The 20687-nt window shown below is 65.1% G+C and carries 14 protein-coding genes; 6 read left to right on the top strand and 8 right to left on the bottom strand.

What is annotated here, in order from left to right; translation table 11 throughout:
• The first annotated feature begins 27 nt into the window (after window positions 1-27).
• Window positions 28-537 carry a MarR family winged helix-turn-helix transcriptional regulator gene (locus tag V6M51_RS13260; protein ID WP_332767865.1) on the top strand — a complete coding sequence of 170 codons (510 nt, stop codon included), beginning with the start codon at window positions 28-30 and terminating at the stop codon, window positions 535-537.
• A 311-nt stretch (window positions 538-848) separates the two neighbouring features.
• Complete coding sequence (locus tag V6M51_RS13255) at window positions 849-3011, top strand: TonB-dependent receptor (protein ID WP_332767863.1); 2163 nt, start codon at window positions 849-851, stop codon at window positions 3009-3011.
• A gap of 482 nt (window positions 3012-3493) precedes the next feature.
• Here V6M51_RS13255 and V6M51_RS13250 read toward each other — a convergent pair whose 3' ends face one another.
• Genes V6M51_RS13250 through V6M51_RS13235 form a run of 4 tightly spaced genes read right to left on the bottom strand, consistent with a single transcriptional unit; the run spans window position 3494 to window position 8791 of the window.
• On the bottom strand, window positions 3494-5803 hold the full coding sequence (locus V6M51_RS13250) for a bifunctional salicylyl-CoA 5-hydroxylase/oxidoreductase (protein ID WP_332767861.1): 2310 nt from the start codon (window positions 5801-5803) through the stop codon (window positions 3494-3496).
• A 5-nt stretch (window positions 5804-5808) separates the two neighbouring features.
• Entirely contained in the window at window positions 5809-6531 is a 723-nt protein-coding gene (locus V6M51_RS13245; protein WP_332767860.1) for a glutathione S-transferase N-terminal domain-containing protein, read from the bottom strand.
• Entirely contained in the window at window positions 6528-8081 is a 1554-nt protein-coding gene (locus tag V6M51_RS13240) for a class I adenylate-forming enzyme family protein (protein ID WP_332767905.1), read from the bottom strand. The genes V6M51_RS13245 and V6M51_RS13240 overlap by 4 nt, the downstream gene beginning before the upstream one ends.
• Before the next feature lie 2 nt (window positions 8082-8083).
• Entirely contained in the window at window positions 8084-8791 is a 708-nt protein-coding gene (locus V6M51_RS13235; RefSeq protein ID WP_332767858.1) for a glutathione S-transferase N-terminal domain-containing protein, read from the bottom strand.
• A 124-nt stretch (window positions 8792-8915) separates the two neighbouring features.
• Here V6M51_RS13235 and V6M51_RS13230 point away from each other — a divergent pair, with 124 nt between their 5' ends.
• Window positions 8916-10346, top strand: a complete 1431-nt coding sequence (locus tag V6M51_RS13230) for a metal-dependent hydrolase family protein (RefSeq protein WP_332767856.1) — start codon at window positions 8916-8918, stop codon at window positions 10344-10346.
• On the opposite strand, the gene pdxR is transcribed toward V6M51_RS13230, so the two are convergent.
• On the bottom strand, window positions 10343-11770 hold the full coding sequence (gene pdxR / locus V6M51_RS13225) for a MocR-like pyridoxine biosynthesis transcription factor PdxR (protein ID WP_332767854.1): 1428 nt from the start codon (window positions 11768-11770) through the stop codon (window positions 10343-10345). The two genes, V6M51_RS13230 and pdxR, sit on opposite strands and share 4 nt — an antisense overlap.
• 103 nt (window positions 11771-11873) lie before the next feature.
• On the opposite strand from pdxR, the gene V6M51_RS13220 reads away from it, so the two are divergent.
• Window positions 11874-12866: a threonine ammonia-lyase gene (locus V6M51_RS13220; protein ID WP_332767853.1), complete on the top strand. Its 993-nt coding sequence runs from the start codon at window positions 11874-11876 to the stop codon at window positions 12864-12866.
• 11 nt (window positions 12867-12877) lie between these two features.
• Entirely contained in the window at window positions 12878-13843 is a 966-nt protein-coding gene (locus tag V6M51_RS13215) for an ornithine cyclodeaminase family protein (RefSeq protein WP_332767852.1), read from the top strand.
• Window positions 13844-13848: 5 nt separating this feature from the next.
• Here the strand turns inward: V6M51_RS13215 and V6M51_RS13210 are convergent, their stop codons facing one another.
• The 3 genes from V6M51_RS13210 to V6M51_RS13200 all read right to left on the bottom strand — a co-directional run bounded on the left by V6M51_RS13210 (window position 13849) and on the right by V6M51_RS13200 (window position 19058).
• Window positions 13849-15297: an amino acid permease gene (locus V6M51_RS13210; protein WP_332767850.1), complete on the bottom strand. Its 1449-nt coding sequence runs from the start codon at window positions 15295-15297 to the stop codon at window positions 13849-13851.
• 126 nt (window positions 15298-15423) lie between these two features.
• Window positions 15424-15969, bottom strand: a complete 546-nt coding sequence (locus tag V6M51_RS13205; protein ID WP_332767848.1) for a winged helix DNA-binding protein — start codon at window positions 15967-15969, stop codon at window positions 15424-15426.
• Window positions 15970-16235: 266 nt separating this feature from the next.
• Window positions 16236-19058, bottom strand: a complete 2823-nt coding sequence (locus V6M51_RS13200; protein WP_332767846.1) for a TonB-dependent receptor domain-containing protein — start codon at window positions 19056-19058, stop codon at window positions 16236-16238.
• 477 nt (window positions 19059-19535) lie between these two features.
• Here V6M51_RS13200 and V6M51_RS13195 point away from each other — a divergent pair, with 477 nt between their 5' ends.
• Window positions 19536-20684, top strand: a complete 1149-nt coding sequence (locus V6M51_RS13195) for a serine hydrolase domain-containing protein (protein WP_332767844.1) — start codon at window positions 19536-19538, stop codon at window positions 20682-20684.
• The last annotated feature ends 3 nt before the right edge of the window (window positions 20685-20687 follow it).

Genomic DNA, 20687 nt, shown 5'->3' with positions numbered 1-20687 from the left:
ACGCCTCATGCAAGCAGGAGGTTCTTCGTGGCGGATCATGACAGCGGTACGTTCCGCGAAAAGCACGATGGCCTGCTCTCGGGTGGGCTAGATGTGCGGCTGTGGCTGCGGCTCCTGAGCTGCTCAACCATCGTCGAGAAGCGGCTGCGCCGGCGGCTGGCTGACGAGTTCGACACTACCTTGCCGCGCTTTGATGTGCTGGCGGCGCTCGAGCGTCGTCCCGACGGCATGAGCATGGGGGAGTTGTCGACGGCGCTGCTGGTGTCGAACGGCAACCTAACGGTCCTGGTGCGGCAATTGCAGGCTCAGGGCCTGGCCACCCTGCGCCCGGCGCCGACGGATCGTCGAAGCCAAGTGGTCGCCCTAACGCCGGCTGGCGCCGAACAGTTCGCGACGTTCGCACGCGCCCACCATCAATGGGTCTCTGGCATGTTCGCCGGTATGCCGGTCGAGAAGCGCGAGCAGTTGTTCGATCTCCTCGCGATCATGAAGCGCTCGATCGCGGCTGAGGACAGGCAAACTTCCCCGCGGCAATAGCCCAGCCGCCAAGTCTCGGGGCCGCGCGGCCCCCGTCAGCGACACTCAGGATTCCCGACCCACCCCCTGCGCGACGGGTGTGTGACGGTTTTGTTGACTAATAGAATTTACAGCGCATAATCACATGAACAATCGCGTGGTATCGCAACGTCAAGCACGTCGCACACTTTGTCGCGCCGAGCGGTTCTTTGGGTGCGGCCAGTGGCTCAAATCCGTTCGACGGTTCGATCCAGGTCAGGCCCAGCAGAGTTTTGGCGTTCCAGTTACTCGATGCATCACAGGGGGAGTGCGTAGTGAGGATTCAGAAGAGCTTGGCGCTTGCGAGTGTCAGCGTGCTGGCGATCAGCTCGCTATCCACCGAGGCCTTCGCCAGGGCCGACGCCGACCAGGGATTGGCGATCGAGGAAGTCGTCGTCACCGCCCAAAAACGCGAACAAGCGGTTCAGGACGTGCCGTTGTCGATCTCGGTCGTCGACGAGGCCACGATCCGAAACGCGGGGGCGACCTCGCTGACGGAAATCCAGAATATGGTTCCCGGCGTTCAGCTGGTGAACACCAATGGCGTGGGGACGACCCAGGCGGCGGCCCGCGGGGTGACCACGATCGCCGCCAGTTTCGAAGCGACGCCCGCCGTGGGCCTCTATGTCGACGAAACCCCGATCTCAGCCTTCACCTCTCGCTTTCCCGAGACCGCCCTTAACGACGTCTCGCGGGTGGAGTTCCTGCGGGGGCCGCAAGGCACCTTGTTCGGGGAAGGGTCGATGGCCGGGACGGTCCGGGTCATCACCAACAAGCCTGACTCCCACGAGATCTCGGGATCGATCCTGGCACGCGGCTATACGGTGAAGGGTGGCGATTCCGCCGGTGGGGTCTCGGGGGTCCTCAACCTCCCCATCCTCGAAGACAAGCTCGCCCTCCGAGTCTCAGGCCAGAGCAAGATCGACGCAGGCTGGATCGATGCTCCGTCGATGAACGCGGAAAACATCAACAAGAACAAGCAGAGCGATGCGCGCGTCGCGCTGCGCTACACCCCAACCGACGAATTGACCGTCGACCTTTCGCACACCTATCACAAACACGCGCAAGTCTCGTCCCAACAGACCGCGCCCGGACTCTACGACCCGCCCTCCTCGACGCCGGGCGCCGGAGTTCCGGTGCGGCGTGAGGTCGAGAACCTGTCCTCGAACTTGACGGACCTGACGATCAACTACGACCTTGGGCTGGCGAGCCTGGTCACGGCGACGGCCTTCTACCGTCAGGAGATCGACAACCCGCGCGACTTCGGTCCTGTCGCGCCCCTGCTCATCGGCCCCGGAACCACGGGGACGGCGCTGCAGAAGAACGACCGGACGGCAAAGTTCTTCACCCAGGAGGTCCGCCTGGTCTCGAATGGCGACAACCGGCTGAATTGGACGGTCGGCGGCTTCTACCGCAAGCTCGAGCGATACCAATTCACTTCGCTCGACTTCCAACTGCTCCGCGGCGGCGCGCCAATCACCGACCTGTCGCAGTCCGTAAAGAGCACCGAGAGCACGTCCTACGCGATCTTCGGTCAGGCGGACTACGATCTCACCGACACCCTGTCGGTCACAGCAGGCGGCCGCTACTACAAGGACGAGCGCAACGTCGTCCTGCGGCAGCTATCGTCGTCGGCGATCTTCAGGACGGTCGCGGGCACGGTGCTGACCGTGAACGCCAAGGACAACGCCTTCTCGCCCAACATTCAGCTCAACTACAAGCCCGATGCGAACGTGCTGATCTTCGGACGCATCGCCAAGGGGTTTCGATCCGGGGGCAGCAACGAGAACACGGCGCTCAACCCCACCATTCCGGCCGGCTATGGCCCGGAATCGGTCTGGTCCTACGAGGTCGGCGTCAAGACCGACCCCATGCCCTGGCTGCGCCTGAACGCCTATGGCTTCTACAACAAGTGGACCGACATCCAGCTCAGCTTCTCGACCCAGAACCGGGCCTTCACCTTCACCTCCAATGCAGGTGGTGCGGACGCCTACGGCGTCGAGTTCGAGACCGAGATTCGCCCCCTGCAGGGGCTGTCGCTCAGCGCCAACCTGACCTACACCCGCGCCGAACTTTCCGAGGACGTGATCGATCCGGCCAAGACGCTGGTGGTCTCCGAGGGCAATCTGATCCCGTTCGTCCCCAAGTGGAGCGGGGGCCTGTCGGCGGATTATCAGACCGACATGCTCGGCAAGACCCTGTTCCTGCACGGCGACTATCGGTTCCGGACGAAGACCTTCACCAATGCGGCTAACACACCGCAGCTCGAGACGACCTCGCTACAAAACCTCAATCTGCGGGCGGGCCTCGGCGACGATCGCTGGAGGATCTCTGTCTTCGCGGAGAACGTCACCAACCGCGATGACGTCACAGCCGCAGAGTACATCGTCTTCCTCCCAGTTCGCCAATACGTGCGCCCGCGGGTGCTGGGTATAGAACTGCAAGCCCGCTTCTAGAGCAATCGGCGCTCGAGATGAATCGAATGCAGGTCCTGTTGGCGACGCGACATGGCTCGCCAGCCCTGAAGTCTCGAGGAGAGGAAAATGAGAATCATGACGCCTGATGAATGCAGACGAGAGGCGGAACTCTTTGAGCAAGCGGCGGCAGCGATCTCACTGCTGTCCGACAAGGAAGAGCTGTTGACGACAGCGCGGTCTCTGCGGTTGCGGGCCGACGTAACGAAGTCGCCATTCGACTGCTCGCCTTGCGCAGACGGGGTCGAAGCTTATGCGCCAACTTAGCCGCCGAATGCTCTAGTCTTGGCGACGGCCCGTTCCGCTTGGAACGGGCCGTTTTTCTTGGGGCGATAACGCCGCCCTGATCTTAGCGATAAATCAAGGAAGCATCGTCCGCCGGTCGGCGGACGATGAGGCGTGCGAAGGGCCTAGCGGCATGGCCTGCGGGCCCGCGATAATCTCGCCGGCTTGGGCCGGCGAGGCTACACAGTCTGGCCTTGGCTCTCGAGCTTGGCCTTGCGCTTCAGGGCGAAGAGCTGGTCGCGGCCCGAAAGGTACTGCACTGGCCAGGCGCAGCTCTCGATGTCGTATTCCGCTGCGGCGTTGAGTGTGAAGTTGGGGTCAGATAGGTGGGGACGCGCCAGGGCCACCAGGTCGGCCCGGCCAGCGGCAAGAATTGTGTTGGCCTGGTCGGCCGTGGTGATGGCCCCGACCGCGATGGTGGGAATCGCCACAGCCAGCCGGATTTGTTCGGCGAAGATGGTCTGGTACATCCGGCCATAGACGGGCTTGGATTCTGGAGCCGTCTGCCCGCTCGAAACATCGATCAGGTCGCAGCCGCGTTCCTTGAGCGCGCGCGCGATCGAGACGGCGTCCTCTGCGCCTAGCCCCCCCTCATCGATCCAGTCGGTCGCCGAAAGCCGCACGCTCATCGGCTTATGCGCGGGCCAGGCCGCCCGCACCGCGTCGAAGACCTCAAGCGGGAAACGCAGGCGGTTTTCGGCGCTGCCGCCATACCTGTCGGTCCGGCAGTTGGTCACGGGAGATAGGAAGCTGGCCAGCAGGTATCCGTGAGCGAAATGGAGCTCGATCATGTCGAAGCCGCTCTTCTCGGCCATTCTCGCGGATGCGACGAAGTCGTCGCGCACGCGGTCCATGTCGGCCCGGTTCATTGCCCTGGGCACCTGGCTATGGGCGAAGTAGGGGATCGCCGAGGCTGAGATGATGGGCCAGTTGGCCTTGGGCAGGGGGTGATCCATCTGCTCCCAACCCAGCTGGGTCGATCCTTTGCGGCCGGCATGGCCGAGTTGCAGACAGATCTTGGCGGGGCTGTGCCGGTGGACGAAGTCGACGATCCGCTTCCAGTGCGCCTGGTGGCTGGGCTTGTACATGCCCGCGCATCCCGGCGTGATGCGCGCAGCGCGTGAAACGGCTGTCATCTCGGTGATGATCAGGCCGGCGCCCCCCACAGCCCTGGCCCCCAGGTGCATCAGGTGCCAGTCATTGGGCGCTCCATCCCGCGCGGAGTACTGGCACATGGGCGAGACGACGACGCGATTGTCGAGCGACATGTCGCGCAGGCGGAACGGATGGAACATCGGCGGTGGCGGGGCGGTGATCGGCGCGCCGGGTTGGGCGCGTTTCAAGCCGCCTTCCGTGCGCGCAAACCACTGTTCGATCTCGGCCACGGTGCCTGGGTCGCGAAGGCGCAGATTCTCATGGGTGATCTGCTTGGATCGCGACAGCAGGCTATAGTTGAACTGGATCGGGTCCATGCCAATCAGGTCGGCCACGTTCTCGAACCACCTCAGGCTGATGTCGCCTGCGTGTTGGATCTTCTCGACCTCCTCGCGGCGATCGCGCTCGTAGGAGGCCAAGGCCTGGGGGATATCATCGCGACCAGCCGCCACGGCGTGGAACAGAGCGATGGCGTCCTCAAGAGCCAGCTTGGTGCCCGAACCGATTGAGAAGTGGGCGGTATGCGCTGCATCTCCCAGCAGAACTGTGTTGTCGTGGCGCCAGGCTTGGCAATGGATCGATGGGAAGCGACGCCAGATGGAGCGGTTCGTCTCCAGCCGATGACCCTTCAGGAAGTCCTTCAGCAGGGCCTCAAGAAAATCGACCGTGGCGGCCTCGTCGTTTGGGTCCAGTCCGGCGCGCGTGAAATTCTCTGGGGTGGTCTCCACGACGATCGTCGAGGCGTTCTGTTTGTACTGGTAGCCGTGGACGATCCAGGTCCCGCCATGGGCGTCGCGCGCGAAGAAGTAGGTGAAGCCCGGCAGGGGCAGGCTCGAACCCAGCCAGACGAATTGATTCCGCTGGAGGTCGATTTTCGGCTGAAAGGCGCACGGTTGGGACTCGCGCACCAGGCTGTTCATGCCGTCAGCACCGATAACCAGGTCCGACTCTGCGGTGATGGTGGCGATGTCGGTCCGCTCATCCTGGAACCGGATCTCGACTCCGAGTTCCTCGCAGCGGCCCTGCAGGATCTTCAACAGGGTCAGCCGTTCGATGCCGGAGAAGCCATGGCCCGTGGAGCGGATCACTGTGCGCTCATAGTGCGTATAGAGATCGTCCCAATAGGCGAAGTTCTGGCTGATGGCGCGCCAGCTCGGCTCGTCGGCCTGGCGCAGGTTCCCGAGGGTCTCGTCGGACAACACGATCCCGAAGCCGAAGGTGTCGTCGGCGCCGTTTCGCTCGTGGACGACGATGGAGTCCTCCGGGGAGTGCTTCTTGAGCAACATGGCCGCATAGAGCCCGGCGGGGCCGCCACCGATAACGCTTACTTTCATCACAACTATCCCCCGGCCTTTCCGAGCCGCGCCGGCCGGTCCGCCGTTGTTCCAAACAGGATTTCCCGCGCGGACGCGTCGAGCGTCACGGCGGGTTCGCGCCGAAATTCGGCGAGTACGGCTCTCTCGCGTAGGACGGCGGGACGGCCCTCGATCAGGGCTAGCCACTGCGCCACGTGGGGGAAGGAGGCGAGTTCGACCCCCTGAATCTTCCAGGCGCGAATCCATGGCCATGTCGCGACGTCGGCGATGCTGTAATCGTCGCCGGCAAGGTAGGGGCTTCGCGCCAGGACGCCGTCGAGGACACTGTAAAGGCGGCGGGCTTCCCGCACATAGCGGTCGATCGCATAGGGCGTCTTGACGTCCGCATAGTGCACGAAGTGCTGAGCTTGGCCGAGCATCGGGCCCAGGCTGGCAGCCTGGAAATGGAGCCACTGAAGGGTCCGCCACCGCGCCGCGGGTTGGGTAGGCAGCAACTGGCCCGACTTTTCGGCGAGATACTGGAGGATGGCTGCGGATTCGAACAACGACAGCGGCGCGCCGCCCGGTCCGTTGTGATCCACGATGGCCGGAATTTTCTGGTTCGGACAGAGGTCCGAGAATGCCGGCCCGAACTGTTCGCCCTGGCCGATATTGATCGGCACGACCCGGTAGGGAAGGCCGGCCTCCTCAAGCATGAGCGAGACCTTGCGACCGTTGGGCGTGAGCCAAGTGTAGAGATCGATCACTTGAGCTGAACCACAAGGCGGGCCAACTCGGCCTTCTTGATTTTCCGCGTCGGTGTCATGGGCATCTCCGCGATGATGTCCAGGCGTTCGGGCCAGCGGTTCTTGGCCACCTGATGGGTGGCGAGCCAGGCTTGCAGGTCCTCCAGGTGAACGCTCCCGCCGGGCGTCAGCACGACGAAGCAGCACGCGCGTTCACCCAGCACCGGGTCCGGCATGGGGACGATTGCGCTGACGGCCACTGACGGATGGCGATCAATCACAGCCTCGACGTCCGTGGGATTGAACTTTACGCCGCCGCGATTGATGAGGTCTTTCAGCCGGCCGGTGAGGCGGACGTCACCCTCGACGCTGAGCTTGGCTAGGTCGCCGGTCTTGAACCAGCCGTCCGGGGTGAAGGCTTCGGCGCTAGCCGCCGGGTTATCGAGGTAGCTCTCGAACACTGAGATGCCGCGAACCTGCAGTTCACCTTCCACACCCGCGGGTGCGAGCGCGCCGTCCTCGGTCACCCGGAGCTCCGTGCCTGGGCTCGCGCGACCGACGCTCGCTAGGCGAACGGCGACCGGGTCGGTGGGCCGTGTGAACGCGCCGACCTGGAGCTCGCTCATGCCCCACAGTTGGCAGACCTTGCCATTCGGCATCAGCGCCTGAAGGTCCGAGGCGAGTTCCGGAGGACAGGTGCTGCCGGAGATCATCACGAACTCCAGCGAAGCCAGTCGCTCCGGGGTGAGGAGGCCCAGGCTCAGGCAACTTGCGATATGGGCCGGCGCGACAAAGACTGCGGTCGGCCGGTGCGCGTCCAAAGCCGCCGCCAGGGCCTCTGGCGTAAACGTCGCCAGGCCGACGCTCGAGGCGCCGGTGACAATGGTCAGGTTGACCGTCAGAAGGCCGTACAGATGAGAGAAGGGCGCCGCGGAGAGCAGGACTGACGCGCTCTTCAGGCCAAGTTCCGAGGCGCAGGCCTCGGCGTTGGCCAGAAACCGTGAATAGCCGACCCGGATTCCCTTGGGCGAGGCTGTCGTGCCAGAGGTGTAGAGCAGCACGAAGTCATCCTCGGGCGTGACGTCGACCTCGGGGGAGGTCGCGCTGCCGCGGCGCAACCGCTCGAACGGGATCGCGCGCTGCGGCGCCCCATCGCCAACCGCGATGACCACTTCGAGATGCGGCAGCGATTCCTGGAGCGAGAGGGCGAGTTCGGCGGGGCTGTAATCCTTGGCCTGGGAAAGGCAGACGATCGCCTTTGCCTGCCCGTGGCGTAGCAGGGGTTCGATCTCCGCGGCCCGATAGGGCATGTGGATCGGCTGCAATACGGCGCCGAGACGGCTCGTCGCAAGGTAGCAGAGGATGAACTCCAAGCCGTTCGGCAGTTGGGCGGCGACCACGTCGCCCTTGCCCACGCCAAGTCCGCGGAAGCCCGCAGCCAATGCTTGGACCTGGGCGTGCAGGTCGAGATAGGTGATGGAGACCGAATCGTCCCGGAAGGCGATCATGTTCGCGGATCGCGTGCTGTGGGCGGTGATCCACTGTGCGGAGGTCTTGGTTGGCCCGGGCATGGTCACGACAGGGCCTCACGTTCGGCGCACGATGCTTCCCGCCGAGCGAGCCCGTCGTGCAGGTCCAGCATTCGCTCCCGCCATGCGGCGAGGGGGTCCACATCCTCGATCAGCGGGAACGTGCTCACCAGCCTCGCCCACTGGAAGAGGCTGAACAGCACATAGTCCGCATAGGCGGCGTGATCACCTGCGAGATAAGGCTGGGCCTTCAGGCAGACCCTGGCCGGATCGAAGAGCTTCCGCACGCCCAGGATGGCCTGGTCGCGATCAGCCGCCAGGACTTCGAGCGGGCGCCGGAAGCCGGCCTCGATCTGCAGGCGTAGATGCTCGGCGTCGCGTGGTTCGACGCAGCGGGTGACGTCGATCATCAGGAGCGGGACGACGGCGGGGATCAGCACGCGGTCCGTATAGGCGTTCACGAAGCGGCTCAGGCCGTGACCGATCTCTCCACCGAACAGGCTGGGTTGGTTCGGCCTCTGGGTCTCTAGGTGCTCGGCGATCGTCCAGGAGTCGACCACCACCTCGTCAGCGTCGACCAGTATCGGAACTCGCCCCTGGCGGCTGAAGGCGATCGCCTCCTTGTCATGCACCGCCACGGGCTTGAGCTCGGCGGTCAGTCCTTTGTGGGCGAGCGCCAGCCGCGTGCGCCAGGAAAATTGGCTGTAGCGCAGGCCATTTCGACCGCCCAGTTCGTAGAGGATCAGGCTCATGTGGAACGCTTGCTACGGGACATAATATTGTGCATTCTACATTGCACTTTCTCTTAGTCAATGAGCCTAACGCCTTCAGAACGCCGGCCAAGGCGTACGACCGGGCAGGCCAGGAGGTACCGCAATGAAGGCGATTTTTATCGCAGCGCTCGGGGTGGCTTGGCTGGCGGGCGCTGCGGCGCAGGCCCAGACGGCTCCCGCGGCCGGCGACACGACCTTGGTCCTGGCGGGCCAGCTTCTGGATCGGCCAGGTCAGGCTGCGCGCGGCCCTTCGACGGTGGTTGTCCGGGGCGGCAAGGTCGTCGAGGTGCGCGACGGCTTTGCGACCGCGACCCATGGCGAGCGGGTGATCGACCTGCGGGATCAGTTCGTGCTGCCGGGCCTGATGGACATGCACGTCCATCTCTATATCCCCGGCGATCCGTTGAAGGCTCGTCTGGAGGCGACCACGCGAGACTTTGAGGATCGCTTCGTCCTGGCGGCCGAAGCTGCGCGCTGGACGCTGGAGGCGGGCTTCACCACGGTGCGCGACATGGGCGGGGACCCGCACGGAATGAGGGCCCTGCGCGACGCCATCAACCGGGGCGCCCTGCCGGGGCCGACCGTGGTCTTCGCCGGGTCCATGATCTCGGTCACCGGCGGCCATGGCGACCAAGGGAACGGCCTCAGCCGCGACCACGCCGCCCTGGCCCGCGCAAATTCCACAAACCTCTGCGACGGACCGGAGTCTTGTCGACGCGCCGTGCGCGAACAGATCTCGATGGGTGCGGACGTCATCAAGTTCGCGGCCACGGGCGGGGTGAACAGCAATGTCGCCGGCGGTGTCGGCCGGCAGATGTTCGATGACGAAATGCGCGCGATCGTGGAGACGGCCCATATGTTCGGCCGCAAAGTGGGCGCCCACGCCCACGCCAAGGACGGTATTGAGGCCGCGCTCCGCGCCGGGGTCGACTCCATCGAGCACGGGGCCTTCACCGAGGACTCGACGGTGGCGCTATTCAAGCAGACCGGCGCCTATCTGGTCCCGACGGAGCTGGCCGCCTTCACGGCGCTTGAGCAGGCCCGGCGCGGCGACCGTCCGCCGGCGGTGCTGGAAAAGGCCGAGGCCACCGCCAAGGTCGCCCAGGCGAACCACCGGCGCGCGATCATGGGCGGCGTGAAGATCGCCACCGGAAGCGACAGCGGCGTCTCCAAGAATGGCGACAACGCGCGGGAATTCAAGCTGATGGTCGCGGCTGGAATGACGCCGATGCAAGTCATCAAGGCTGCGACCGTGAACGGCGCCGACCTTCTGGGTCGGTCGAGCACGATCGGAACCATCGAGGTTGGCAAGGACGCCGATTTGGTCGCGGTCCAGGGCAGCCCGTTGGAAGACATCACCCGCCTGGAACGGGTCGCCTTCGTCATGCGTCGGGGGGCGGTGATCAAGCTCGGCGGCCAGCGCCAGGCCTTCCCGCCCAACCCTTCGAGCGAGGCCAAAACCGTTGCGCTGGGCGACAATGCCGGTAGGGCAGAACTCGCCCTCGTCTTCGACGACCCGGACGAAGCCTACTAGCCCGGGCCCATCCCGCCGATGATTGTCTCGGCGAGGACGGTCACCCCTGTCACGATCTCGGGTTCGGAGAGGTTTCCGAACCCGAGAACGATCGCGATCTCGTCGGGCGCCTGGGTAGCGCTCTCGAAGGGCAGCGGGTAGATGACAACTCCGCGAGCGCGCGTGCGCCTCGTCAGTTCGACCGTGTCCATCGGGGATCGGACGAAGATCATCAGATGCATCCCGACCCGCGCGGCCGCGAACCGGACCCGGTCGCCCAGCCGGCCCGTGAGTTCACGAGTGAGCACATCATAGCGTCCCTGATAGATTGGGCGCATCCGCTGAAGATGGCGTTCGAAGATTCCGCTCTCGATCCACTGCGCCATGGCCTCTTGGGGCAGGGCGCCGCCGCCGTAGTCGACCCAGATCTTCAGCGCGGTGATCGCCTCGATCATAGGGTCTGGCACAACCATGAAGCCTAGGCGGAGGGCGGGGGCCAGGGTTTTGGAAAAGGTGCCCATATAGACGACATGCTGGGCGCGATCGAGTTTCGCTAATGGCACCGGAGGCCTGCCGTCATAGGCGAATTCGCTGTCGTAATCGTCCTCAATGATCAGCGCCCCAGTCCGCGAGGCCCAGGATATCAACTCCCGGCGCCTGGCCAGGGACATGCGGCAGCCGGTCGGGAACTGATGGCTGGGGGTGACCAGCACGACGCGGGGAGTGGTCGCATCTTGCGGGAGCAGGTCGGTCCGCAGACCGTCCTCGTCCACCGGCGTCTCGCGGACGCTGACCCGATGGTTGGCCACGAGCTGCTGCACGATAAGGTGGCCCGGGTGCTCCAGCACAATCTCGCGATGGTCGGGGCGTGCCCGCAGCACCAGATCGACGGCCTGGGCGCTCCCCGCCGTGATCACGACATTGGCCGGGTCGACGTTCAAGCCGCGGCTGCGCTGTAGGTAGGCCGCCAGGGCGCGACGCAGGGGCGGATGGCCGAGCGGGTCGCCGTAGTCGAAACTGTCGGGCGGAAGGGTCCGCGCCGCGGTCGCCAGCGCAGCGGCCCAGCGCTTGCGGGGGAATGAGGCCAGGTCCGGGCGGCCGGCGCGAAAGTCGATCAAGACGTCCTTGGGCGTCGCGGGAAGCAACTGGCGAGGTCGTGAGATCCTGTGGATATGATCGTCAGGATTGGCGAGCAGGGGCTGGACGTTCTGAACGACCGTGCGCGATCCACGGCGAGCGGCCACATAGTCCTGGTCGGCCAGCCACTGATAGGCTTCCACGACCGTCAGCCGGGCCACGCCCAGACGTTCCGCCAGCAGGCGGCTGGCCGGCAGGCGGGTTCCCTCGATCAGGGTGCCGTTACAGATCATCTCGATGATCGCGCGGCCGATCTGATGCGGCAGGGTCGCGCTGGCAGCGCGATCGAGGTCGATATGCAGGTCCATGAACTAGTCTACTCAGCGCCTGACAAAGTGGACCTTGATTAGACTTGTTTGGCCGCTGAGACTACCGAACCGTCCTGGCCGCAGATCGACTGGAGAAGGCAGAGTGAACCCGCAGATGCCCTGGGCTCCGGCCTTCCAGGAGGCGACCTGGAACAGTTCGCTCGGCGATTTCGAGGCGGCGGCCGAGCGCATCGCGGGTCTGGCCCTGCGCTCGCCACTGATCCCGTTTTCGGACGAGGGCGGACGGGCGATCAGGCTGAAGGCGGAGAACCTTCAGCCGCTTGGGTCGTTCAAGGTCCGCTGCGGCGCCAACGCCCTAGCCGCCCTGAGCGACAAGCAGCTTTCCGGTGGGATCGCGACGGTTAGCGCCGGAAATTTCGCCCAGGGGCTCGCGCTGGCCGCGCGGGCGCGGGGGGTGCGGCTGACCGCCCACATCCAGGACAGCGCCAGTCCGGTCAAGCTCGAGGCGCTACGCGCCTTGGGCGTGACCCTGGTCCCCCAGACACCGGAGGCCTGGATGCGGATCGCGCTGAGCCGCGAGACCGGCGCCGATGATGGCCTTTTTATCCATCCGGTCTGCGAGCCGGCGGTCATCCGCGGCAACGGCACCATCGGACTGGAACTGGCGGCGGACTGGCCGGAACTCGACACCGTCGTGGCGCCGATCGGGGGCGGAGGTCTGGCCATCGGGATCGCGTTGGCGTTCCGCGCGCTCGGTCGCCCGGTTCGGCTGGTGGCTTGCGAGGCCGAGGGCGCCGCGCCGTTGGCCGCGGCGAAACGCGCGGGCCGTCCGGTCGCCATCGAGCGGACGCCTTCTTTTATCGACGCCGTCGGCTCGACGTCGGTCCTCGACGCCATGTGGCCGCTGCTGAACGACCTCGTGGACGACGTGGTGGTGGTCTCCGTCGACGAAGTCAGGGCGGCCCTGCGGCTGTTGGCGACGCGCAATCACCTGATCGTCGAAGGGGCCGGCGCCTTGGCGCTGGCCGCAGCGATGTCCCCGAAGACCGGTGGCCGCAATGTGGTCGCCGTGCTGTCCGGGGGAAACATCGATCCGGCGACCTTTTGTCAAATCCTGAGTGAGGGCTCCCGATGAGGGTCACTGTCGTGAACGGGGCGCTCGTGCGCGAGCTGCTGACCATGGAAAGCTGTCTTCCACTTATGCGGCGAGCTCATTCGATGGTTGCCCGCAAGGAGGCGGTCCAGCCGGTGCGTATTGGGGTCCGCGCTCCGGGCGTCGAAGGATTGCTCGGGGTCATGCCCGGCTACACCTCTGCGCCGACCTGGTACGGCGCGAAGATCATTTCGGTGTTCGAGAGGAACTTCGGTACGGCGTTCGGCGCCCACCAAGGAATGGTGCTGTTGTTCGACACGATGACGGGCGCGCCAAGGGCGATCATCGACGCGACCGCCATCACGGCGATCCGGACGGCGGCCTCGACCGCCGTCGCGACCGATCTGCTGGCCCGTCCCGATGCCGCCAGCCTGGGGGTGTTCGGATATGGCGAACAGGCCGCACAGCACGTCGCCGCCCTGTCGTTGGTCCGGACCTTCGATCGCATCCGTATTTGGGGGCGTGACCCGGTGAAGGCCAAGGCCTTTTCCGTCGCGCAATCAGCCCGTATCGGCCGGCCGGTCGAGGCTGTTCTCGATCCGCAAGAAGCCGCGGACAGCGATGTCGTCTGCACCACCACATCGGCGACCGAGCCGTTCTATCAAGCGGAGTGGCTGCGCGCTGGCCAGCACCTGAACCTCGTGGGGGCGAGCACGCCTCGGGAGGCGGAGGTCGAGGGGCGAGTGATCGCCGGCGCACGCTGCTACTACGACTCCCGGGAAGGCGCGCTCAGCCTCTCGGGCGAGTTCACCCGGGCGATCGAGGCCGGCTTGATCGACGAGCGCCATCTGCTGGGTTCCGTCGGCGAGGTGATCGAAGGCCTCGCGCCCGGACGTGAAGGTCCCGGAGAGATCACGCTGTTCAAGTCCCTTGGCCTAGTGGTCCAGGACATCGTCGCCGCCGACTTCGTGCTTAGCGAGGCCGGGCGGCTCCAGAAGGGCGTTGTCATCGACTGGTAACGACCTCAGGTCGCGACCGACGGTTCCGCTGGCCGGACGCGATGCCGGCCATAGAACAGGTAGATGCCAGCCCCAAGCGCCAGCCAGACCACGAAGCGCGCCCAGGTCGCGCCAGGCAAGCTGGCCATCAGATAGCCGCAGATTGCGATCCCGGCGATCGAGACTACCGGTGCGAAAGGCGTCCGGAAGGGACGTTCCATCGCCGGGTGGGTGATCCGCAGCGCCAGCACCCCGGCACAAACCATAATGAAGGCGCTGAGGGTTCCGATGGAGATCAGCTGGCTAAGCGCGTCGACCGGGAAGAGCCCGGCGGCGATCGAAGCCGTCAGGCCGCATACGGTGATGCAGGCATATGGCGCGCGTGTCCTCCGCCCGACCCGTCCAAAGATTGACGGCAGTAGCCCGTCATGGGCCATGGCGTAGAGCACTCGGCTGAGCGCGTAGAGGACGACCATGAGCGAGGAGGTAAGGCCGAGCACTGCGCCCATCTCCACAGCGGCGCGCAGGAACAGCATTTTCGGCGCGCCGTGCTCCAAGGCGAAACTTGCGGGGCTGGAGACATTCAAGGTGGGATACGGAACCAGGCCAGTGAGGACCAGGGAGAACGCCATGTAGATGACCAGTGCCAGGGCCAGGGACCCGATGATGCCGATCGGCACCGTCCGTTGAGGATTGTAGGTCTCCCGTGCGGCGGTCGAGACCGCGTCGAACCCCAAGAAAGCATAGAAAACGATCGCCGCGCCGCGGAAGACGCCCGACCAGCCGAACTCGCCGAACACCCCAGTGTTGGGGGGCAGGAATGGACTCCAATTCTGGCTGCTTACATAGAATGCGCCGCCGAAAATGAACAGCGCTAGCACCGCGAGTTTAATGGCCACCAGCACGCTGGTGGCCTGGATCGACAGCTTGACCCCGCCAAGCGAGATCAGGGTGAGCAGGGTCAATAGGATCACTGCCGGCGCGTTGATGACGGCACCCGTCGCGACGAGCTCTCCCGTCCGAGAAAGCGCAAAGGGCGGTGAGGTGAACATCGCCGGTAGGGGCGCGCCTAGCGAGCTGAAGAAGGCGCTGCAGTAGCCGGACCAGCCCACCGCGACCGTTGATCCGGCCATCAGGTATTCCAACACGAGGCACCAGCCGATCATCCAGGCGGCGGTGCGGCCGAAGGCGACGTAGACGTAGCTGTAGGCGCTGCCGGAAGCCGGGACCATCGAAGAGAACTCGGCGTAGCAGAGGCCCGCGCAGAGGCACGCGGCTGCGGCGACGAGGAACGAGATGACGATGGCAGGTCCGGTGTGCGTAGCCGCCACGACACCGGTGGCCACGAATATCCCGGAGCCGATGATCGCGCCCATGCCCAGCACCATGAGCTGGACGGGCCCCAGGGTCCGCCGCAGAGTCGAGGTGTCGCCGGTCCCATTCCGTCGGGCGTCGGGTTGCAAGGACTCAGCCATAATGTCGCCTTGTGACAGCACTGTTATTCAATGCAGAGTGCATTGTATTTTCGATGAGTCAAGCGAAGCGCACCGCAGCTTGCGCCATCGTCGGATGAGGCAAGCGCGGTCGCGAGATCTATAGCGCTATTGGCGGCCGGTCAGCATCCGCGAGGCGTGGTCGTAGAGGCCTGTGAGCAGGGACATGGCGTCCGTCGCCGCCTTGAGCTGGGCCTGGACGTCGGTGATCCCGCTGCTGGGCGAAATCAGCAGTTCACGGCGGTTGGCGACGATCTCCTCGGTGAGCTGCCGCCCGGCCTGCGTCGGGCGATATCGGGTGTCGCGGTTGGTGCTCCCTGGCACTTTCTCGATGAGGCCGGCGGCTGTGAGCTTTCTCAGGCTGTACTGGATGTTGGAGATGTCATCGCGATTGCTGAAACGGCTCAGCTCGCTGACGCTGCGCGGATTGGGCGTGAAGAGCAACTGCTGGAAAATCACGTTCTCATGGCCGGTCAGTTTGTGCTTCGCCCCGACGGGACCGAGGACCACGCCAGCGAATCGATAGAACGCTTCCGAGGCGCAGATCAGCGCTTGTTCGAAGTCTGTCAGGACGCGCTCGCTTTCGGTTCGGGCCAGGGGCGGCGGCGGCCGGTCGGTCTTGCCCGGGGTGGTGGTCTTGCTCGGCGATTTCATGGTCGCTCCTTGCGGGGGCGTCAGGGTGCTTCGTGCTCAATGGCCTGATGGAATCGGGCCAGTCTGACGCAATCCAATAATGGAAAGTGCGACGATCAATCAAACTTACTTTTCGGGAGTCGGATGTGGAGCGCCGTAGCGTTCCGGCCGTCGCCCTTCAGGGAGGTCCGTTGGAGCGCTGAGCGCCCGCGGCCGAGAAGGAATCCGTCGCCTCATGGCAAGGGAGGCGCGACCGCAAGCGGTGGCCGCGCCTATCTCTAGAGTAGCTAGTAGCTGACCCTCAGGCCGACGGTGATGAACCGTCCGACGACGTCATAGAGAGCGGCGTTGGTGTAGAACGGCGCCTGGAAGGTGGTGCCGACCAGGGGTGGGTCCTTGTCGAACACATTGTTGACGGCGCCGAACAGCTTCACGCGGGTGTCGCCTTCGCCGAGCGCGTACTCCACCGAGAGGTCGAGATAAGTGCGGCTCTTTACGGAGTTGTCGTTGATCGCCAGCCCAGTGTAGGTCACGTCGACCTTGCCGCCGCCGACGTATCGAGTGGCCGCCGAGAGCGCCAGCGGGCCACGCCGATAGGCCACGGTCGCCGTGCTGCGCCAGCGCGGCAGCCCTGCGTCGGCGCCTTGACCGGCGACTTGGCCTGCGCGGTCGATCGACAACACGCCATCGTTGGTGATCAGGTTGGCGACATAAGTGGAAAGCAACCGGATCGTCAGATCACCATCGGCGATCTGGCGGGTGTAACTGATCTCCGCGTCGACGCCCCGGGTGATTGTCTCGGAGAGATTGAGGAAGGACGCGTCGGTTCGGGTGATGGCGTTGGTCGCCGGATTGATCGTAATTAGTGGGCACAGCGCCGTCTGGCCGCCGGTGAAGCACCGGTCGACGATCGACTGGGCGCTCAGGGCCCCGATCGCGCCCTGGATATCGATGTCGTAGTAGTCGATCGACGCCCTGAGCCCGGGAATGGCGCTGGGCGACAGGACGATCCCGACCGTCCAGGTGTCGGCTTCCTCTGGTTTCAGATTGGGGTTGCCGCCGGTGACGTTGTTGACCAAGGCGGCGGGTGCGCCGCTGCCCGGCCGAGGGTCGCGTATGGTCGCGAAACTGGTGGCGGAGGATTGGTAGAGTTCGGTGAGGTTGGCGGCTCGGATGTCCCGCGACGCGGTGCCGCGCAGCCGGACGGCATCATTGATCTGATAGGTGAGGCCGGCCTTCCAGGTCACGACGGAGCCGCTGCTGCTGTAGTCGGTCAGGCGCACGGCCCCGTTGAAGTCCAAGGACTTGACGAACGGCAAGTCGGCGATCAGGGGGACGACGGTTTCGAGGAATACCTCTTTGACGTCGTACTTGCCTGACAGGTTCTTGGGGTTCCCCACTAGGAAGCCGTTGGCGACCGAGATCGGATCGGCCGTGCTCTTGATGCTCTCTCGCCGGAGCTCGCCGCCAAGGGCCACGGAAACGGGGCCGGCCCAGCTCGAGAATGGTTCGCCGGTGAGACTGAACGCGGCGACCTGCTGCTTGTTGGTGGTCCATGACTCGGTGGTACCGGTGACATAGTTGATCGCGCTCGCCGAGGGCGCGCCGTAGCCCACGATGTTCAGCGGAACACAGGCCGGCGCCGTCGCAGCCGAGCGGCACACGATTTGGCCGGAGACAGGATCGCGTATGGCATCCATGGCCGCGATGGCGCGGCCCACGATCAGATTGTTCTCGGTCCGATCGTGCGAATAGTTCTGGCCGTAGGTGTAGTAGGCTGACCATTTCCAGGTCTCGCCGAAAGATCCATCGAGGGCGCCGACGATCCGTTTGGTCTCATTGACGGGGTGGGCGACGATGAACCCGAAATCGGTGTTGATCCGACCGACCTGAAGCTGGGTCTGGCCGGCGCCGATCATCTGGTTGCGCACCGCCGTCGGCAGGAACGGGTTGTCGACTCGGATGAGGTAGGGCGCAGTGCTGAAGGAGGCCAGCATGTCGTTGCTGGACTCGATCCGCGCATAGGACGCCTCGACAGAGCCTTTGATCGTCGGGGTCAGCTCATAGGATGCGGTTGCATAGAGTGTTTTGCGTTCGCCGGGGGTGACCAATGACGTCACGGTGCCCTGGTTGATGCCGTCGCCGCCGATCATGAACCCGCCGCCAGTCACCTGGCCCAGCCTGAACGGCTGCAATACGCCGCCCGGGCCGAACTGCATGTTCGCTAGGGGGCCGCTCAGGATGAGGCCGCTCTCGGTGCGGCCCGACTGATGGACGTAGGGGCTTCTGAGGCGAAGGTACTGGCCGTTGGTCGCCGTCGCGTTGGCGTTGTTGACGATCTGCCATTCCTGTCGGCCCCAGTTGCGATCCTGCTGGTCCAGGATGCCGCTGTTGCGATACCACTCTCCGGCGATGGCAGCGTGGCCGCGTCCTTGGGCGAAGGAGAAGCCCTGAGCCAGGGTGGCCTTGGTCTCACGATTGTCGCCCCGGCTACTGACGCCATACTGCACACTGGCGCGACCGCCATCCAGCCTGTCGTCGAAAATCAGGTTGACCACTCCGGCCACCGCGTCCGAGCCCCAGGCTGCCGAGGCGCCCCCCGTCACCACTTCGACGCGCGAGATCAGGGCCTGAGGGATCAGATTGATGTCGAGGGCTCCGCCCGAGGTCGTCGGCACATGCCGGCGGCCATTCACCAGCACCAGGGTGCGGTTCGCGCCCAGGGCCCTGAGGTTCAAATAGTTGGCGTTGCCGTTCGAACGCTGATTGCCGCCGGTCGCGGGCGTGGTGTTGGCGAAGAAGGCGGGGGTCTGGTTGAGCCCGTCGGCGACACTGGTGACAGCGCGTAGGGCGAATTCCTCAGCGGTGACGACCGTCGTGGGGGTAGGGGCCGTGAAACCTGCGCGGTCCACCCGCGAGGCGGTCACAATGACGGTGTCGACCGTCGCGGGCTCGCTGGAGGGCGACTGGGCCAGGGCCGGCGAGGCGACCAGGCCGCCGCCGAGCGCGGCGGTGAGCGCGATCACGGACGCCGCGGTCGGGCGCAGTCCTGATGTCAGGGCGCGTCGCCGGAGCCTCAATTCAAGCTGTGTGGTCTCCACGGTGTTCATGATGCCTTACCCCTAATGTTTCGGATCCGACGCCGCAGATGCGGGTCGCAAGGTCAGAGGCGCTCAGCCTCGATCGATCACCAGTCAACGTGATCGCCACGCCTTAATGGCGTTTTCGACGGGTACGCTGATCACTTTTTGATGGATAGTCAACTGCAATGTGCGCTGTAAAACGCATGATAAGATGACGCGCCAATGTTCGGCGCTACCCTTGCCTCCTCCTTGTAAATCTTAGGGTTGTGCAGGGTTCGAAGTTCGCGTCGTGTCATCGTCGCGGCGCGACTAGCCGGCCATTGCTTAAAGTCTGGGAGCCATGCCGCTGACAAGTGCGTCACTCTTTTACGCAAAAATCGATTGAAAGTGCATTGCATTACGAGTCAATTTCACACTGCGTCGCCTAGATGCGACGCATGGGGGCTCCAGCGCGCTCTTCGCGCGGGCGGAGCTGACGGCGAATGTCCGGGATTCAGGCGGCCAATGATCAAGCGCCGAACTTTCATCGCGACGGCGACGGCGACGGCCTGGGCCGCGCTGCCCGTGGTAGCGAAAGATGACCCGATGTTCCGCGTTCGGGCGCTCGCCGAGCAGGCTCAGAGAGATCTCGCCGCGCCCGGCCTGGTTTATGGCGTTGTTCGCGGCGGAGGAATGGTCTCGAAGGGCGCGCTTGGTGTGCTGCGCCAGGGCGGCGCGGCGGCCACGGACCAGACGGTGTTTCGCGCCGCCGCAGCTTATCGGCCGTTGCTGGCGATGGCGATCGCCAGCCATGTCGAGCAGGGGCGCCTGAGTTTCGACCAGCCGATCGCCGATCTGCTGCCGGGGCTGCGAGTCGGAGATCCCCGCTTTGTCGGAGCCACCGTCGACCACCTTCTCACCCACCGTAGCGGGCTGCCCGACGATGTCCCGCCGGGCGCGGGCTCGAGCCCCGTCAAGCTGGACTTAGGTGTCGATCTTTCCGGGGTGTGGCTTCAGTTCGTGCCCGGCGACGGATTTGCTCCGAGCAGGCTTGGGCTGCTGCTGTTGACGGCGGTGATCGAGACGCTCGACGCGGCTCCGTTCGCCGCGGCGATGCGTGGGGGGCTGTTCTCCAGGTTGGACCTGCGCCGTTCGACGTTCGGGATCGACACGGTCGATCCCACCGGGCTGGCGGCGCCCCATGTTGCGGACGGCGTCGGCGTGACCCGGCCGCGTGCCGATCTGCTGATCGCCCCGGATCGATTCGCTGTCGGCGACCTCTTCTCCTGTACCGACGACCTGCTGGGCCTTGTGCAGACACACCTGTCCGAGGGGCGGTCGGGTCGCCGGGGCATGGTCTCCTCGGCGATGGTCCGGACCCTGACAGCGCCCCTGTCGGTGAAGATCGGCGTTCCTGGATATCCAGCGGGTCTGCAGGTGGCGCGAGGCTGGTTCGTCCTGCCCCGCGCCGGCCGGAGGATCCTGGCCCACGGGTCTGGAGGCGGCGGCTACAGCAGCCTGTGCCTGTTCTGCCCGGAAGGTCGCTTCGGACTCGTCGTCCTGGCCAATGCACAGACCAAACCGCGCAGCGACCCGCTTCGGAGCTTCGCGCTCACCGCGATCGACGAGGGCCTGTTCGACGTCGGCCGCGGGCCAAACGGGCAGGCGCATTGAAAG

This window comes from Phenylobacterium sp., assembly GCF_036677185.1.
In the GTDB taxonomy this organism is placed as follows: domain Bacteria; phylum Pseudomonadota; class Alphaproteobacteria; order Caulobacterales; family Caulobacteraceae; genus Phenylobacterium.
This window is presented reverse-complemented; position numbering and strand designations above follow the sequence as displayed.

What these genes read in the sequence shown, in the direction of transcription:
- V6M51_RS13195 (WP_332767844.1), top strand. Translation starts at nt 19,536, where the DNA reads ATGATCAAGCGCCGAACTTTCATCGCGACGGCGACGGCGACGGCCTGG.
- V6M51_RS13250 (WP_332767861.1), bottom strand. Translation starts at nt 5,803, where the DNA reads ATGAAAGTAAGCGTTATCGGTGGCGGCCCCGCCGGGCTCTATGCGGCC.
- V6M51_RS13200 (WP_332767846.1), bottom strand. Translation starts at nt 19,058, where the DNA reads ATGAACACCGTGGAGACCACACAGCTTGAATTGAGGCTCCGGCGACGC.
- V6M51_RS13205 (WP_332767848.1), bottom strand. Translation starts at nt 15,969, where the DNA reads ATGAAATCGCCGAGCAAGACCACCACCCCGGGCAAGACCGACCGGCCG.
- pdxR (WP_332767854.1), bottom strand. Translation starts at nt 11,770, where the DNA reads ATGGACCTGCATATCGACCTCGATCGCGCTGCCAGCGCGACCCTGCCG.
- V6M51_RS13235 (WP_332767858.1), bottom strand. Translation starts at nt 8,791, where the DNA reads ATGAGCCTGATCCTCTACGAACTGGGCGGTCGAAATGGCCTGCGCTAC.
- V6M51_RS13230 (WP_332767856.1), top strand. Translation starts at nt 8,916, where the DNA reads ATGAAGGCGATTTTTATCGCAGCGCTCGGGGTGGCTTGGCTGGCGGGC.
- V6M51_RS13240 (WP_332767905.1), bottom strand. Translation starts at nt 8,081, where the DNA reads ATGCCCGGGCCAACCAAGACCTCCGCACAGTGGATCACCGCCCACAGC.
- V6M51_RS13210 (WP_332767850.1), bottom strand. Translation starts at nt 15,297, where the DNA reads ATGGCTGAGTCCTTGCAACCCGACGCCCGACGGAATGGGACCGGCGAC.